This window comes from Micromonospora sp. NPDC047134, assembly GCF_040643455.1.
Taxonomy (GTDB): Bacteria; Actinomycetota; Actinomycetes; order Mycobacteriales; family Micromonosporaceae; genus Micromonospora.
The window spans coordinates 442,473-457,335 of sequence record NZ_JBEYUI010000003.1 but is presented as its reverse complement, the minus strand read 5'-3'; the positions used below and the strand labels follow the sequence as shown (position 1 = coordinate 457,335).

Below are 14,863 nucleotides of genomic sequence, written 5' to 3'. Positions count from 1 at the left end.
CCGGCCGGCGGGCCGGCCCCGCGGGGTCCGGGGCGCGGGGGGGGGTGGGCGCGCGCGCGGGGGGGGGGGCGGGCCCCCCCCCCCCCCCCCACCGGCCCGGCCCCGGGAACCCGACCAGGCGAAACGGAGGCGGCCGTCCCGACGGTCGACGCGACCGGCTCCCCGGGGCTGGACGACGGCAGTTACGAGGTGCTGCGCAGGCGGCTGGCCGCCCAGGCCGCCGAGTTGGCCCAGCGGGCCGAAGCGCTCAACGCCCGACGGTTGGAGGTCTTCGGCAGCACCGAACTGCGGCTGCTGAGCACCGAGCGGATCCGTACCGAGCACAACTGCGTGCCCCGGGACATCGTCTCCGTCGGCGGGTTGATGCTGTTCGGCTACAACGTCTTCATCGGCCTGAAGCCGGAGACGAGCGTCGACGACGTCTTCTCCCTGCACCGGTTCGTCCGGGAGTCGGCTGGTGAGACGGATGCCTTCCGGTTCGACGAGGCCGGTCACGACGAACTGCCCGGCCTGCTGCGCCACCCACAGTTCGTCCGCGACTTCTCCGAGCTGTACCGCTACTACCGGCAGGCCCGGCTGCTGCAACTGCGCCGGGTGGACGGCCGACTGCTGGCGGTGTTCCAGATCGGGCCGCGCACCGAGGACATCCGGGTGCTGCGCTGGCAGGTCGGGGTCGACGGGGTGCCGGAGTACCTGGACAGCCGGGGCGAGCGGGACCACGTCTTCCCGCCCAGCCACGACTTCGAGTGGATCGAGACCACCCGCGAGGACCACGTCCTCGGCCGGCACCCGCACATCTCCATCGACGGTGAGGTCTTCGTCGAGACGGTGGGTGGCACCCTGACCGTCAAGGTGGAGAACAACACCGAGGTCGGCGAGGGCATCTACAGCGAGCCGGTGGACGAGCCGTTGCAGAGCCTGGCCGACGCCGACGTGCACTGGGCGCGGGTCGGCACGCTGATCCTGATGCGGCTGCGGCCGTACAAGGAGACCCAGTGGCGGCACCTGGTCTTCAACACCATCAGCCGTGAGGTCATCCGGCTGGACGGCATCGGGGTGGCCTGCCAACGGCTGCCCGAGGACCACGGCATCATCTTCCCCGGCGGCTACCACCTGGCCACCGGGGTCACCCGCACCTTCGATACCGAGGTCACCGGCCTGGAGTTCGAGCGGGTGGTGCGCTCGCCGAACGGCGAGGACGTGCTCTACGTCTTCCACGCCCGCGACGACGGGCGCTCGCTGCTGTTGCCCTACAACGCGATCCGCAAGGAGGTCGCCGCACCGATCCCGTGTCACGGGTTCTCGCTGTTCGACGACGGCACCCTGGTGGTGTTCCGGGCGGTCTCCGAGGAGCCGACCCGGGTCCACCCGATGCAGATCTGGCAGACGCCGTACGTCTCGGACGCGTACGCCGCCGCGCAGCCGGCCGGCACCGGGCCCCTGGAGCGGATCGGCAACGCGGACCTGGTCCGGGGCATCTCCGACTCGCTGTCGGCGGCCCGGATGGTCGAGGGCACCGCCACGGCCGAGGTGTACGAGGCGCTGATCGCCGCCTGTGGCCGGATCAGCGACCACTACCACTGGCTGGGCGAGTCCGAACTCGGCGACCTGGCCACCCCGTTGGTCGGACTGCGGCGGACCGCCACCGCCGTGCTGGAGGAGCACGAGAAGGTTCGTACCCTCACCGAGCAGGCCCGAGTCGAGGTGGAGGCCAGCGCCGAGCAGATCGCCTCGTTGGCCCGCCGGGCCCGGGGCGAGGCGCCGCTGACCGCGGACGACTGGGTGGCCCAACTGGGTGGCCTGCGGCGGGCCCGGGGACACCTGGAGACCCTGCGCGAGCTGCGGTACGTCGATCATGCCCGGATCGACGAGCTGGCCGGGCGGCTGGACGAGGAACTGGCAGTGGCCGGCCGCCGGGCGGTGGAGTTCCTCCGCCGGGACGAGGCGTTCACCGGCTACCAGCAGGAGGTGGACCGGCTGGCCGCCCGGTCCGCCGAGATCGGCACGGTGGCCGAGGCCGGGACGGTCAGCGAGGAGTTGGCCGCCCGCACCGAAGGGCTCCAGACCATCACCGATGTGGTGGGTGGGCTGGACATCGCCGACGCGACCGTCCGTACCGCCATTCTGGGTCGGGTCGGCGAGGTGCTGGGGGCGGTCAACCGGGCCCGGGCGGTGCTCGACAAGCACCGTCGTGAGCTGGCCGCCGTGGAGGGGCGGGCCGGGTTCGCGGCCGAGTTCGCGCTGCTGGGGCAGGCGGTGGCCGGTGCGCTGGCGGCGGCCGACACGGCCGAACGCTGCGACGAGCAACTGGGTCGGCTGCTGCTGCGGGTGGAGGAGCTGGAGTCGCGGTTCGGGGAGTTCGACGACTTCCTGGCCGAACTGGCCACCCGGCGTACCGACATCTACGAGGCCTTCTCCAGCCGCAAGCAGGCCCTGCTGGACGAGCGGTCCCGCCGCGCCGACCGGCTGGTCGCCTCCGCCGAGCGGATCATGGTCAGTGTGCACCGGCGGGCCGGCACCCTGGGCTCACTGGACGAGATCAACACCTACTTCGCGGCCGATCCGATGGTCGGCAAGCTGCGTGCGGTGGTCGAGGAGTTGCGTACCCTCGGCGACGCGGTGCGGGCCGAGGAACTGGACGGCCGGGTCCGGGCCGCCCGCCAGGAGGCCGGGCGCGGCCTGCGCGACCGGCTGGACCTGTACGCCGACGGTGGCGAGACCATCCGGCTGGGTCGGCACCGGTTCGCAGTGAACACCCAGCCCATCGATGTGGCCGTGGTGCCACACGAGGGCCGGATGGCGGTCGCGGTGACCGGCACGGACTACCGGGCCCCGGTGCGCGACGAGGAGTTCCAGCAGACCCAGCGGTTCTGGGACCAGCTCCTGGTTTCCGAGTCGCCGCAGGTGTACCGGGCGGAACACCTGGCCGCCACCATCCTGTCCGCCGCCGAGGCCGGCCGCGACGGGCTGACCCTGGACGCCCTGCACACCGCGGCGGTCGACGGCGATGACCTGCGGGACCTGGTCCAGCGGATCGCCGAGACCCGCTACGACGAGGGGTACGAGCGCGGTGTGCACGACCACGACGCCGCCGAGATCCTGCGGGTGCTGCTGCGCCTGCACGCCGGGGCGGAACTGCTGCGCTACCGACCCGCCGACCGCGCCGCCGCCTGCCTGTTCTGGCGGTACGGCACCGAGGAGTCGACCCGGACGGCCTGGACGGCACGGGCCGCCTCGCTGGCCCGGGCCCGCAAGCGGTTCGGTCGACCCGACGGCGAGGACGCCGCCGACGGGCTCTGCGCCGAGCTGGCCACCGCGATCGAGGGGTTCCTGCGGGAGACCGGGCTGCCCGTACCGGAGGGCGGGACCAACCTGGCCGGGGAGTACCTGTTCGAGGAGCTGTCCGTACCCCCGGTGCGGTTCGTCACCGGCAGCGGGGCCCTGACCATGCTGGAGCGGTTCCGGCGGGCCCTGGGGGGTACCCAGTCACGCTCCTCCCGGGAGTTCGACGAGGACCTGCGGGCCCTCGGCGGTGACCTGGCCGGTCGCCACCAGTTGGTGCAGGCCTGGCTGACCGCCTTCCTCGCCACCGACGACGGCGACCTGTCCGGGTACGACCTGCCGGAGGCGGTCGCCGTCGAGCTGTGCGGCACCGAGCTGCCCCGGGAGAACAGCACCGCCGCCATGACGGAGACCGTCGGCGGACTGCTCGGGGCCCACCCCCGGATCGAGGGTTCCACCCTGGCGGTACGCCTGGACGAGATGCTGGCCCGCACCCGGGCCTTCCGCACCGACCTGATCCCGGCGTACCGGGACTACCAGCGGCGACGCAACGCCCTGGTGGACGCCGAGCGGGACCGGCTGCGGCTGGAGGAGTACCGGCCGAAGGTGATGAACGCCTTCGTCCGCAACCGGCTGCTCGACGAGGTGTACCTGCCGCTGATCGGTGACAACCTGGCCCGGCAGCTCGGCGCCACCGGCGACGGCAAGCGGGTCGACCAGTCCGGCCTGCTGCTGCTGATCTCCCCGCCCGGCTACGGCAAGACCACCCTGATGGAGTACGTGGCCAGCCGCCTCGGCCTGGTCTTCGTCAAGGTCAACGGGCCGGCCCTGGGTACGAAGGTCACCTCCCTGGACCCGGCGGAGGCCCCGGACGCCACCGCCCGCCAGGAGGTGGAGAAGATCTCCTTCGCCCTGGAGTTGGGCAACAACGTCCTGCTCTACCTGGACGACATCCAGCACACCAACCCGGAGCTGCTGCAGAAGTTCATCTCCCTGTGCGACGGGCAGCGCCGGATGGAGGGGGTCTGGGACGGCCGGACCCGCACCTACGACCTGCGCGGCAAGCGGTTCGCGGTGTGCATGGCCGGTAACCCGTACACCGAATCGGGCAAGCGGTTCCGGATCCCGGACATGCTCGCCAACCGGGCCGACGTGTGGAACCTCGGCGATGTGCTTTCCGGCCGGGAGGAGGTCTTCGCGCTCAGCTACATCGAGAACTCGCTGACCGCCAACCCGGTGCTGGCGCCGCTGGCCGGACGGGAACGCGCCGACCTGGAACTGCTGGTCCGGATGGCGCGGGGCGACGACAGCGTACGACCCGATCAGCTGTCGCATGCGTACCAGCCGGTGGAGTTGGAACAGATCGTCTCGGTGCTGCGCAAACTGCTGCGGGTGCAGCAGGTGGTGCTGGCCAACAACCAGGCGTACATCGCCTCGGCGGCGCAGTCCGACGACGCCCGTACCGAGCCGCCGTTCCAGCTCCAGGGGTCGTACCGAAACATGAACAAGCTGGCCGAGCGGGTCGTTCCGGTGCTCACCGACGACGAGTTGGAAGCGGTGATCGACGACCACTACCTGGGCGAGGCGCAGACCCTGGCCGCGGGCGCGGAGGCGAACCTGCTCAAACTCGCCGAGCTGCGCGGCCGGCTCACCGACGAGCAGGCCGCCCGCTGGGCCGAGGTGAAGGGCGCCTTCCAGCGCACCCGGGCCCTCGGCGGTGCCGGCGACGACCCGGTCGACCGGGCCGTCGGCGCCCTTGGCCTGCTGGCCGACCGCGTCAACGCCATCGCCGCCGCCATTGTGAAAGGAAGGGCACCTTATTAACGCCTCGTGTATAGGAAGGGCCCCTTCTTAACAACTGCCCGGTGCCGGACCGGAGCATCCGGCCCGGCACCGGCGCTCAGGTGAGCGCCAGGATGGCACCGAGAAGCCGCTGAGCGAGTGCGGACTGCCCGTCGGCCTTGGCGTCGGTCGGGGTGGCGGCGAACGCGACCCGCAGGTCACCGTTCCCGATGCCGCCGATGAGCGCCTGGTAGCCGTAGCGGGCACCGGATTTGCCCCAGAAGATACGACCGTCGGGGAGCCGTACCGAGGAGAGTCCGCCGTTGCTCAGTTCCGCGCCGGCCCACGGGTGGCTGAACAGTTCGCGCTGCTGGGCGGGGGCGAGCAACCGGTCCAGTTGGCCCTCCGCCACCAACTGGTAGACGACCACGGCGGTGAAGACCTTGGTCACGCTGCCGATCCGGAACCGGGCGTACGGCGGCACCGGTGCCGCGGACCGCAGGTCGCGGACGCCGAAGGTGTCGTTGAAGCATCCGGCTGGGGTGGTGACCCGCAGGTGGACGCTGGTGGTGGTGAGTTTCTGGTCGGGGATGGTGCCGACCGCTGCCACCAGCCCGCTGGGATCGAGGGCACCGAGGTGGCAGCCCGCGGTGGGGACCGCACCGGCGGGGGTGGGCACGGTGCCGGCCAGCACGGCGCCGAGGGCGACACCGGCGATGAGGGTACGTCTGAAGCTCCACATGGGACGAGCCTGGCGGGCGGGCGAGGCAGCCGGATCGGGGACCCCCGGGACTCTGCCCCGAGCCGCTGCCAGTAGGGGTGTTCGTCACCGCGCGTACGCCGTTACGGCGGCATGGCGGATCCCGCTGTTCCGATACCGCCACTCAACAGGTACGGGGTTGATCTCGCCGCCGCAGGTCAACCGATGTAGTCGCGTAGTTCGCGGGTCAACACCTTGCCGGTGGCGTTGCGGGGCAGGTACTTGACGAAGACGACGTCCCGGGGCACGGAGAACCGGGCGAGATAGTGCCGGACGTATTCGCGGACCGCGTCGGCGTCGAGGGTCTCGCCGGGGTACAGGCCGAGGAAGGCGGCGAGCCGCTGACCGTACTCGGGGTCGGGGACCCCGACCACGGCGGCCTCGCGTACCTGGGGGAGTTGGGCCAGCAGGTTCTCCACCTCGGCGGGGAAGACGTTCTCCCCACCGGAGACGATCATGTCATCGGCCCGGCCGTCGACGAAGAGGAGCCCTTCGGCGTCGAGTCGACCCAGGTCCCCGGTGTCCAGCAGGCCGTCGTGGCGTTCCCGGTCGGCTCCGGAGGTGTAGCCCTCGAAGAGCATCTCGTTGCCGACGAAGATGCGTCCCACCTGGCCCGCCGGGACCGGCTGGTCGGTGTCGTCGAGGATCGCCAGGCGGGTGCCGTGCGGGGGGCGGCCGGCCGTGGTGGGGGCCGCACGCAGGTCGGCCGGGACCGCGATGGAGGCCCAGGAGGCCTCCGTCGAGCCGTACAGGTTGTAGAGCACCTCGCCGTAGCGGTCCATGAAGGCCGAGGGCAGGCCGCCGGGCAGCGCCGATCCGCTCACCGCCACCACCTTCAGGGGCGGCCGGTGCTCCGGCGGCGGCACCTCCATCAGGCGTTGCAGCATCACCGGCACCGCGAACAGGGCCTGACACCGGTGGCGTTCCAGGGCCTCCAGGGTGGCGGCCGGGTCGAATCGGCGGTGCAGCACGATGGTGGCCCGCAGGGCCAGGCAGACCTGAAGGGCCGCGTACCCCCAGGTGTGGAAGACCGGAGCGGCGATCATCACCCGGTCGCGGACGTGCAGCGGGATCCGGTCGATGATGGCGACCAGCGGGCCGAATCCGCTGGGGATGGGGCGGCGGGCGCCCTTCGGCGCTCCGGTGGTGCCGGAGGTGAGCACGATGATCCGGCCGTCCCGCTCGGGGGGTTGCAGCTCGCCGGGCAGGGCGGTGCGGATCAGTTCCTCCCGGGCCCGCTCGTCGAGGCGGCGCAGGTCGGCCGGCAGCCCGAGGATCCGTTCGGCGAACTCATCGTCGTGCACCAGGACCCGTAGCTGCTGTTCCTGCGCCACTGTGGTCAGCTGTGCCGGGGAGAGGCCGGTGTTGATCAGTACGGCGTCCGCACCGAGCAGGGTGGCCGCGACGATGGTCTCCACCAGGCCCGGATGGTTGCGGCCGAACACCCCGATCCGGTCCCCGGGGGCGACGCCCAGTCCGGCGCGCAGCGCGCGGGCCAGCCGCAGGCAGCGGTCGAGCAGTTCGGCGTACGTCAGCTGGGTGCCCTGGTCGTCGATGATCGCGATCCGGTCGGGGTCGCGCGCCGCGGCCTGGCGGAGTTCACCGGCCAGGCTCCAACCCCAGGTGCGTAGCGCGCTGAGCTGGGAGGCGACCCGGATCGGCCGCCCCGGGGTGAGCAGGCCCCGCCGGGTCAGGGTGGCGACGACGAATGGCAGCTCCACGACCGCGTACCTCCTTCGGTTCCCCGCCCGAACGGCTCGAATTCCTTCCGATCATCCATCGGGAGGTGGCCGGACGCCAGACGGCCGGCACCCGTTCGCCGGGTGCCGGCCGGAGGTGGCGCGCCGGTGCGGTCCACGGCCGGGCCGGGGCGGTCAGCGGATCTGCATACCGGAGATCGCCCGGGAGATGACCAGACGCTGAATCTCCGAGGTGCCCTCGAAGATGGTGTAGATCTTGGCGTCCCGGTACCACCGCTCCACCGGGTGGTCACGCAGGAAGCCGGCCCCGCCGAGCAACTGGACGGCCTTCTCGGTGACCGAGACGGCCACCTCACCGGCCTTGAGCTTCGACATCGAGCCCTCCCCGGCGGTGAAGGGCCGGTTGTTGCGGCCCATCCAGGAGGCCCGCCAGACCAGCAACCGGGCGGCGTCGATCTCCATCTTCATGTCGGCCAGGGTGAAGGCGACCGCCTGGTTGGTGATGATCGGCCGACCGAACTGGACCCGGTCCTTGGCGTAGTCGAGGGCGTACTCGTAGGCGGCCCGGGCCACCCCGAGAGCCTGCGCGCCGACGGTGGGCCGGGACAACTCGAAGGTCCGCATCGCGGCCTGACCGGAGGAGCGCTTCCCGGCCCGGGCGCGGGCCAGCCGCTCGTCGAGGGCCTCCTTGCCCCCGAGCAGGCACCGCCCCGGAACCCGTACCTCGTCGAGGAAGACATCGGCGGTGTGCGAGGCCCGCAGGCCCAGTTTGCGCAGCTTGCGGGTGGCACTGAGCCCGGGGGTGCCCGGGGGTACGACGAACGCCGCCTGGCCGCGCGAGCCGAGTTCCGGGTCGACCGAGGCGACCACCACGTGCACCCCGGCGATCCCCCCGTTGGTGGCGTACGCCTTCTGTCCGCTCAGCACCCACTCGTCGGTCGCCTCGTCGTAGCTGGCCCGGGTACGCATGGCAGCGACATCCGAACCGGCTTCCGGCTCGCTGGAACAGAAGGCGGCGACGGCCGGGGAGTCGACATCGCCGAAGCACTGGGGGACCCATTCGACGAGCTGGTCGGGGGTGCCGGTGCCGTAGATCGCGGCCACCGCCAGCCCGGTGCCGAAGATGCTCAGGCCGATGCCGGCGTCACCCCAGAAGAGTTCCTCGCTGGCGATCGGCAGGGACAGGCCGGTCGGGTCGGCCCAGCAGGTGGCGAGGAACTCGAAGCCGTACAGGCCGACCTTCGCCGCCTCTCCGATGATCGGCCAGGGGGTCTCCTCGCGGGCGTCCCACTCGGCCGCGGCCGGGCGCACGACCTCGCTGGCGAAGCCGTGCACCCAGTCGCGCAGATCCCGCTGTTCCTCGGTCAGGTCGAGCGAGAACTCGACCATCTCAGGCCTTGGGGATGTCGAAGAGGTTCGCGATGTTGGCGGCCAGGCCCAGGTCACCCTTTGCCTTGAGCTTGCCGGTCATGAACATCATGACCGGGTTGGCGCCACCGGAGACGACCTTGAGGAACTCGACCGGGCCCAGGGTCAGGCTCAGCCGCGGGTCGTGCTGCGGGGTCTCGTTGACCGTGCAGGCGCCGTCGGCGACGACCACCTCGTAGGTGTCCGTGCCGCCGTCGGGGGCGCCGGTGATGTTCCAGTGGATGACCGCGTTCGTCGCGCCGGCCCGGTCGGCGCGGAACAGCTGCGGCATCCGCCCGAAGACCTCTCCGAGGATCTTGCCGCGCAGCTCACCGGACATCACCTCGTTCAGCTTGCTGTCCGGCGTGGACTTGACGAGCTGAGCGAACTCCTTCGGGCCGACGTTGGCGAAGTTGGCCGGGTCGAAGTCAGTCATGAAAGGCACCTCTCGGACAGTAGTTACTCCGGCGTAACCTTACGTGTGAGTAGGTATGCTGGCAAGGTGTCCACCAGGCCCACCTTCCGACGCTTACCCAGGGCTGTGCGTGAGCAACAGATGCTCGACGCCGCCGTACGGGTCTTCGCCCGCCATGGCTACCACGGGGCCAGCATGGACGAGGTCGCCGAGCGAGCCGGCATCTCCAAACCCATGGTCTACGCCTATCTCGGCACCAAGGAGGAGCTCTTCGTCGCCTGCCTGCACCGCGAGGGCACCCGGATGATGGAGGCCATCGCCGCCGCCGCGATGCCCGATCTGAAGGCCGACGAACGGCTCTGGCGTGGATTGCGGGCCTTCTTCGGCTTCGTCGGGGCCCACCGGGACGGCTGGGCGGTGCTCTACCGCCAGGCCCGCGCCGAGCGGGGGTTCGCGGACGAACTGGCCGGAATGCGGGCGCGGATCATCGAGGTGGTCGCCGGGATGCTCGACGACGCACTGCGCGCCGAGGGGCGCGAGGTGGCCGAAACCGAGCTGGAAGTGGTCGCGTACGCCCTGGTCGGGGCGACCGAGTCGCTGGGTGACTGGCTGGCCGACCACCCGGAGGCCGACCCGGAGAAGACCGCCACCCGGATGATGAACGTCGCCTGGCTAGGTGCCGGTCAACTCCTGCACGGCAACACCTGGCACCCACCCGAGCAGTAAGGAAGGGCACCTTATTAACGCCTCGTGTAGAGGAAGGGCCCCCTTTTAACACTCGCGATCCGACGTGCATGCGGCCCGGCGGTGGGCGCGGTGGCGCAGCCAGCGGATCAGCTCAAGTCCCAGGGTGATCGCCACCGACAGGCCGATGCCGGCCAGGATTCCGTGCAACGGATTGCGCTCGAAGGCCAGCCCGCCGAAGATGCCGAGCAGCACGCAGTAGAACGCCCAGGTGACCGCTGCGATCAGGTCGTACAGCAGGAACGACCGCAGGGGATAACGGACCGCTCCCATGGTCAGGGTGACCGCCGTCCGCCCGCCGGGGACGTAGCGGGCCACCAACAGGATCATGCCGCCGCGCCGGTCCACCGCCCGCCGGGCCCACTCCGACCCGGCCCGGCGGCGGCTGTCGGCCGGGGAGTGGTCTAGCTTGCGTGATCCGCCGCCGCGCCCCACGGCGTACGAGAGGTGGTCGCCCGCGGCGGCACCGAGCGCGGCCACCACGAGGACCAGCGCCAGGTTCGGTTCACCACCGGTGGCCAGCACGGTGACCGTGATCAGCGCCGCCTCGGCCGGCACCACCGGGAAGATCGCGTCGACCGCGGTCAGCCCGAACAGCAGCAGGTACACCCAGGGTGAGCTGAGGGTCTGCCGGAGCAGGTCGAGCGCGGTCTCCATGACTCCATGCTCAGGGCACCGGCTGTTAATAAGGGGCCCTTCCTCTACACGAGGCGTTAATAAGGTGCCCTTCCTTACACCCTCGCGAGCAGCTTCTTGTCGGCGGCGGTGGGGCCGTGTGAGGTGAGCAGGACCGGTGCGCCGAGCGCCTCGACCACCGCCTGCGGCCAGTCGGTGGGGGAGTCCTCGTCGTACACCGGGCGGGCCCGCAGCAGGCGGGCGGTCAGCTCGGCCTGCCGGTCGAGATCGCCCGGCGGGCCGGGCAGGAGCCGGTCCAGCCCGTCGTAGCGGCGGCAGATGCGCAGGTCCAGACCACGTTCGGCGAGATCCAGGTGGGTCAGCGCCAGGCCGTCCACCCCACCCGCGACCGCCAGGGCGTACGCGTGGGCGACCGCGTCGAAGTGGCCGAACCGGAAGCGCCCCTGCCAGGGGTTGGTCGGGTTGTGCGGGTCGGTAAGCGGCAGGGTGGGGTCCTCGGTGACCAGTGGCCCCGGCCCGTGCCGGGTGGTGACCGTCCGCAGCACCCCCAGTCGGGTCGCGGTCCCGCCCAGCCCGGCCTCGGCCAGCAGCGACTCCGCGTTGGCGAAGGTGGTAGTGCTCCAGGTGGTGTACGGGTGGAAGCCGTGCCACTCGTCCAGCAGCACCCCCTGCGCCCCCTCGAACACGCACGGCCCGGCCCGCAGCGCCCCGGCGAGCCAGGAGCGGTCGACGATCGCCACCCGCTCGGCGAAGGCGGTGAAGGCCGGCAGGCAGTCCTCGACCGGTGGTGCGTCCAATGGGCCCAGTTCGGCGACCAGCCGGTCCCGCAGCGCGGCCAACCGGCGGCGCAGCCGCCTGGGGCTGTGGCAGTCGGCCACCCGGGGGGCCTCGTCGGGGTGGGTGAGGCCGTACGCGACGGCCTCACCCACCCCCAGCCCGCAGGAACCGTGCCGGTCGGCTCCCCGGGACAACTCCCGCGCCCGGTTGGCGGCCCGGTGGTACGGGGTGGCCAGCAGGGCCTCCCCGTCCACCGTCAGCCGGTCGAGGGCGTCCGGCACCCCGACGGCGGCCAGGTGATCGGCCTCGGCGGCCAGGGCCAACGGGTCGACCACGACGTGCCGGGACAGGTGGGTCCAGACCCCGGGGTGGAAGGTGCCGGCGCCGAACTGGGCGAAGGTGTGATGCCGTCCATCGGGCAGGACGACATTGTGTGCCGCCTGCGCGCCCCCGTTGAACCGGACGACCATCTGCACCGGCCGGGTGGCGCAGAGCCAGTCCACGACCGTGCCCTTTCCGGCGTCGCCGTACCCGAGGTCGACCACGATGGTGTGTTCGTCGTCCAGCCCGTCCCGGCCCGTCATCAGCCCGTTCACAGCCGCACGACTCCGCCACGGCCGGTCCCGGTGGCCGGCAGCCGGGACGTCTCGGTGCGTCGTCCGGTGTTGCCGAGGCGGGCCAGGGCCTTCGACACCGTGCCGGTGGCCGTCGACCCGACCCGGTCCAGGTCCCGCAGGCCGGTGTCGAGGTCGATGGCCTGTTCGCCGAGACCGACCGTGAGGGCGATGGTCTCGCAGACCGCGTCCAGGTCGTCGAGTTCCAGGGTGTTCTGGCCGAGCAGGCCGCGCCAGAAGTCCAGCACCTTGCGGTTGCCGGCGTAGTGGCTGCCGGCGGGGAGCAGGTAGTAGGTGTCCCAGCGGCGGGTCACCTCCTCGACGATCTCCTTCAGCCGCACGTCCTCGCGCAGGTTGCCGCCGAGCAGCCGGGTCACCTCGGCGGCCTTCACCTTCGGGTACGCCAGCTCGTCGCCGATGATGAACAGGTAGCCCCGCCGACCGCGCTTGGACCAACTGTCCGTGACGGTGTGCCGGGCCATGAAGTACAGGGCGAGTTCGTACGACTCCATCATCTGGCCGCCACCGCCGCCCTCCAGCACGATCCGGCCGAGGTCGTCGTCCATCCGGTTGTCGGACTCGAACTGCCCCACCTGCAAGGGCACCCGGTCGCAGGTGGCGTCGCCGATGGCCCCGAACATGATCTGGGGGTCCCGGGCGTACCCCTGGCGCAGCAGCAGCCCCAGCAGTTTCGGCAGCTTGGCCTGGAGGGTGCGGGGCACGTGCCCCATCGAGCCGGTCACGTCGAAGAGCACCGCCACCGGGGTCGACTGCGGGTGCTCCGCGGAGTCGCGGCTCTCCCGCATCGCATCGCGGGGGTCCAGCGCCGGGTGCACCTTCCGGGCACCGCTGTCGCTGTAGGCGAAGGCGCTGGTGCCGGTGGCCCGGCGGTACCGGTCGGCGGCGTCGTACACGTCGGTGGACCACATTCCGCTGCCCATGGCAGCCTCCTTACGGGTTGAGGGTGAAGGGTCGGAAGGTGCGGGGGCCGTAGAGGCGTTCCAGCACCTCGTCGAGTTCGCCCAGCAGTCGCCAGGCGTCGTCCGGGCGGGCGGCCAGGTGGGGCTGGCGGCAGCCCTTGATGAAGGCCCGCAGCTCCGCTGGGGCGTGTCCGTCCATCAGCCAGGCCATGCAGTGGGCGGCCATGGCGATGTCGGTGCCGGGCCCGGCGGGCTGGCCGCCGGTCACCTCGGGCGGGTACCAGTCCTGGTAGTCGGGCACCATGGCCGGCACGACCCCGCCGGGCTCGGTGGAGAAGCACCAGTCGACCAGGACGACACCGTGCGCCTCCGGCTCGATCAGCACGTGTGGCGGCAGCACCGCGCCGTGCACCACCCCGGCCCGGTGGGCCAGGCCGAGCGCCACCAGCAGCCGTCGCCACATCCAGGCCACGTCGCGCGCGTCCAGCCCGTCCGGGTACGCCTGGCGTACCTCTACCAGGCTGTGCAGGCCGGGTGCGGTGGCCAGGACGTTGATCCGCCGCTCGGCTCTGGTGGCGGTGTCCTGGTGGGCGAAGCTGTCGACCAGCCGGGGCACGTACGGCAGCCAGCGCGGGTCGCCGCGCTCGGCGAGCTGACGCAGCGCGCGTTCCTCCCGGAGCATCAGGTCGTTGTCGTGCGGGACCCGGGGGAGCTTGAGCAGCCGGTCCTGCCCTACGTCGTACAGGTCGGCCAGGTCGCCGGAGTGCACCGGCTGGCCGCAGCGGTAGCCGTGCAGCTCGATCACCTGACGGTTGCGCCAACGGGTGGTGACCTCTACGAAGGCTGCGGTGGCCTCGGCCCGTACCCCGGGCCCGGCCGAGCCGAGCCGGTCGGGGTGCAGGGCGGCGACCAGTTCCCGGTAGCGGCTCTGCGGCTCGTCCAGACCGAACAGTTCGTCATCGTCGCGGGCCCCGCCGACCAGGCGGATCGCCTCGTCGGTCCTCATCGCACCGCGTCCTCTCGGGTCGGCCGCAGCAGGGCCGGGTGCAGCAGCTGGGCGTCACCGGCCCGGTAGAGCCGGGCCCGTGGGCCGCCTCGGCTGCCGCCGCGCTCGGTGCTCGTGCCGGTGCTCTCCACGAACCCGGGCACCGAGAGCACCTTGCGGTGGAAGTTGCCGGCGTGCAGGGGCTGCCCCCAGACCGTCTCGTAGACCGACCGCAGCTCGCCGATGGTGAACTCGGGCCCCAGGAAGCGGGTGGCCAGCGGGGTGTACTCCAGCTTCGACCGGGCCCGCTCCAACCCGTCGGCGACGATCTGGCGGTGGTCGAAGGCGAGGTCCCGGTTCGGCAGCTCGGCGACCGGTAGCCAGAGGGCCTCCTCGGCGTCCGTGCCGGGGGTCGCGTCGGGCAGGTCCGGGGCGAAGGCCAGGTGCGCCACCGAGAAGATCCGCATCCTGGGGTCCCGCTCGGGGGCCCCGTAGCTGGCCAACTGCTCCAGGTGGACCCGGCGCAACCGGTCACCGCCCAGGCCGGTCTCCTCGGCCAGCTCCCGCTGGGCGGCGGCGGCCAGGTCCTCGTCGGGTCGGACGAAGCCGCCGGGCAGCGCCCAGTGGCCCGCGTAGGGCTGCTCGGCGCGGCGGATCAGCAGCAGGTGCAGGGCGTTGTCCCGGATGGTCAGGGCGACCACGTCGACGGTGACCGCGGTGGCGGGGTAGGCCGACGGGTCGTAGGCGGCGAGGAAGTCCTGCTCGTTCACGATAATCACTCTCACTTTGAGAACATCTCTATGTGAGAACAACTTAGCGCGAAAATCAGGGCCGGGCAAGT

At 71.7% G+C, this 14,863-nt stretch carries 10 protein-coding genes and 1 pseudogene; 2 read left to right on the top strand and 9 right to left on the bottom strand.

Annotation, left to right across the window (positions count from 1 at the left end; all coding sequences use genetic code 11):
- Positions 1–189: 189 nt before the first annotated feature.
- Complete coding sequence (locus tag ABZ795_RS07325; protein WP_357529653.1) at positions 190–5,106, top strand: DNA repair ATPase; 4,917 nt, start codon at positions 190–192, stop codon at positions 5,104–5,106.
- A 76-nt stretch (positions 5,107–5,182) separates the two neighbouring features.
- Here ABZ795_RS07325 and ABZ795_RS07320 read toward each other — a convergent pair whose 3' ends face one another.
- The 4 genes from ABZ795_RS07320 to ABZ795_RS07305 all read right to left on the bottom strand — a co-directional run bounded on the left by ABZ795_RS07320 (position 5,183) and on the right by ABZ795_RS07305 (position 9,367).
- Positions 5,183–5,806, bottom strand: coding sequence for a serine hydrolase domain-containing protein (locus ABZ795_RS07320; RefSeq protein ID WP_357529651.1), 624 nt, complete (start codon positions 5,804–5,806; stop codon positions 5,183–5,185).
- A gap of 176 nt (positions 5,807–5,982) precedes the next feature.
- Positions 5,983–7,545: an AMP-binding protein gene (locus ABZ795_RS07315; protein ID WP_357529649.1), complete on the bottom strand. Its 1,563-nt coding sequence runs from the start codon at positions 7,543–7,545 to the stop codon at positions 5,983–5,985.
- A gap of 153 nt (positions 7,546–7,698) precedes the next feature.
- Complete coding sequence (locus ABZ795_RS07310) at positions 7,699–8,913, bottom strand: acyl-CoA dehydrogenase family protein (RefSeq protein WP_357529647.1); 1,215 nt, start codon at positions 8,911–8,913, stop codon at positions 7,699–7,701.
- Position 8,914: 1 nt separating this feature from the next.
- The gene (locus ABZ795_RS07305; protein ID WP_327023376.1) at positions 8,915–9,367 is read right to left on the bottom strand and encodes an SCP2 sterol-binding domain-containing protein; all 453 of its coding nucleotides are present in this window, start codon (positions 9,365–9,367) and stop codon (positions 8,915–8,917) included.
- A 66-nt stretch (positions 9,368–9,433) separates the two neighbouring features.
- On the opposite strand from ABZ795_RS07305, the gene ABZ795_RS07300 reads away from it, so the two are divergent.
- The gene (locus ABZ795_RS07300; RefSeq protein ID WP_327023375.1) at positions 9,434–10,072 is read left to right on the top strand and encodes a TetR/AcrR family transcriptional regulator; all 639 of its coding nucleotides are present in this window, start codon (positions 9,434–9,436) and stop codon (positions 10,070–10,072) included.
- A 45-nt stretch (positions 10,073–10,117) separates the two neighbouring features.
- Here the strand turns inward: ABZ795_RS07300 and ABZ795_RS07295 are convergent, their stop codons facing one another.
- The 5 genes and pseudogenes from ABZ795_RS07295 to ABZ795_RS07275 form a co-directional block, all read right to left on the bottom strand.
- Positions 10,118–10,747, bottom strand: a complete 630-nt coding sequence (locus tag ABZ795_RS07295; RefSeq protein WP_357529645.1) for a DedA family protein — start codon at positions 10,745–10,747, stop codon at positions 10,118–10,120.
- Positions 10,748–10,824: 77 nt separating this feature from the next.
- Positions 10,825–12,087 (bottom strand): annotated as a pseudogene (locus tag ABZ795_RS07290) (adenylosuccinate synthetase); the annotation flags it as partial.
- A gap of 8 nt (positions 12,088–12,095) precedes the next feature.
- Positions 12,096–13,058, bottom strand: a complete 963-nt coding sequence (locus ABZ795_RS07285; RefSeq protein WP_327023373.1) for a hypothetical protein — start codon at positions 13,056–13,058, stop codon at positions 12,096–12,098.
- A gap of 10 nt (positions 13,059–13,068) precedes the next feature.
- Complete coding sequence (locus ABZ795_RS07280; protein WP_357529642.1) at positions 13,069–14,043, bottom strand: serine/threonine protein kinase; 975 nt, start codon at positions 14,041–14,043, stop codon at positions 13,069–13,071.
- Entirely contained in the window at positions 14,040–14,798 is a 759-nt protein-coding gene (locus ABZ795_RS07275) for an NUDIX domain-containing protein (protein ID WP_357529689.1), read from the bottom strand. Before ABZ795_RS07275 ends, ABZ795_RS07280 begins: the two co-directional genes overlap by 4 nt.
- Positions 14,799–14,863 lie beyond the last annotated feature (65 nt).